Consider the following 1,654-nt stretch of genomic DNA (forward strand, 5'->3'; position numbering starts at 1 on the left):
GGCACAGGGAAAGAAAGAAAGCGGACGCCGTCTGAATACACTATCGTGCAAACAGCATCCTCTGACGCATACGGTTTACGCGCGTACACTGCGCGCCCCTCTTCCCTTGGAAAAGGAGGTGATCCAGCCGCACCTTCCGGTACGACTACCTTGTTACGACTTCACCCCCCTCACAAAGCGTACCTTCGACAGCGTCCCCCTTGCGGTTGGACTGCCGGCTTCGGGTACCCCCTGCTCGGATGGTGTGACGGGCGGTGTGTACAAGGCCCGGGAACGTATTCACCGCGCCGTGCTGATGTGCGGTTACTAGCGATTCCAGCTTCATGAAGTCGAGTTTCAGACTTCAATCCGGACTACGACCGCTTTTCTGCGTTCTGCTCCGCCTCTCGGCTTCGCCCCGCTCTGTGGCGGCCATTGTAGCACGTGTGTAGCCCTGGACATAAGGGCCATGATGACTTGACGTCGTCCCCGCCTTCCTCCTGCTTGTCGCAGGCAGTTCCGCCTGAGTCCTCAGCGCTACCTGTTAGTAACCGGCAGTAGGGGTTGCGCTCGTTGCGGGACTTAACCCAACACCTCACGGCACGAGCTGACGACAGCCATGCAGCACCTGTCAAGAGCCGTATTGCTACGCTCACATATCTCTATATGATCGCTCTTGATGTCAAACCCAGGTAAGGTTCCTCGCGTACCATCGAATTAAACCACATGCTCCACCGCTTGTGCGGGCCCCCGTCAATTCCTTTGAGTTTCACCCTTGCGGGCATACTCCCCAGGCGGTACACTTATCGCGTTTGCTTCGGCACGCACGCTCTTGCGCACACGCCCAGTGTACATCGTTGACTGTGCGGACTACCAGGGTATCTAATCCTGTTTGCTCCCCGCACCTTCGCACCTCAGCGTCAGTCGTCCGCCGGTATCCTGCCTTCGCCATCGGTGTTCTTCCGCATATCTACAGATTTCACCCCTTCACGCGGAATTCCGGATACCCTTCGGCAACTCTAGCTCGCCAGTTCTCAATATAGCTCCGGAGTTGAGCCCCGGTATTTCTTACCAAGCTTGGCGACCCGCCTGCATGCCCTTTACGCCCAATAATTCCGAACAACGCTCGCACCTTACGTGTTACCGCGGCTGCTGGCACGTAATTAGCCGGTGCTTATTCCTGCCCTACCGTCACCATGCAGGCATTTCCTCCTACACTTATTCCTCGGACAGAAAAGAACTTTACAACCTTCCGGCCTTCTTCGTTCACGCGGCGTCGCTCCGTCAGGGTTCCCCCCATTGCGGAATATTCTTACCTGCTGCCTCCCGTAGGAGTCTGGGCCGTATCTCAGTCCCAATGTGTCCGTCCGCCCTCTCAGGCCGGATACCCGTCCTCGCCACGGCGGGCCCTTACCCCGCCGTCTAGCTGATGGGCCGCAGACCGATCCCGGCGCGGAGCCGAAGCTCCTTTCCCGCTGTCTACCTCACGTAAACAGTGATCTATCCGGTATTACCCTCTATTTCTACAGGCTGTCCCGGGCATCGGGGTTCGTTATCCACGTGTTACTCACCAGTCCGCCGCTCTCGGCATTGCTGCCTGCCGCTCGACTTGCATGGTTAAGACGCGCCGCCAGCGTTCGTTCTGAGCCAGGATCAAACTCTCCATCATTATGTT

1 rRNA gene is annotated in these 1,654 nt (G+C 57.7%); it reads right to left on the reverse strand.

Annotated elements, in window-relative coordinates:
- Positions 1-111: 111 nt before the first annotated feature.
- A 16S ribosomal RNA gene (locus JSQ97_RS12420) occupies positions 112-1,648 on the reverse strand.
- Positions 1,649-1,654 lie beyond the last annotated feature (6 nt).

The organism is Treponema sp. Marseille-Q4523, assembly GCF_016901105.1.
GTDB lineage: Bacteria > Spirochaetota > Spirochaetia > Treponematales > Treponemataceae > Treponema_D.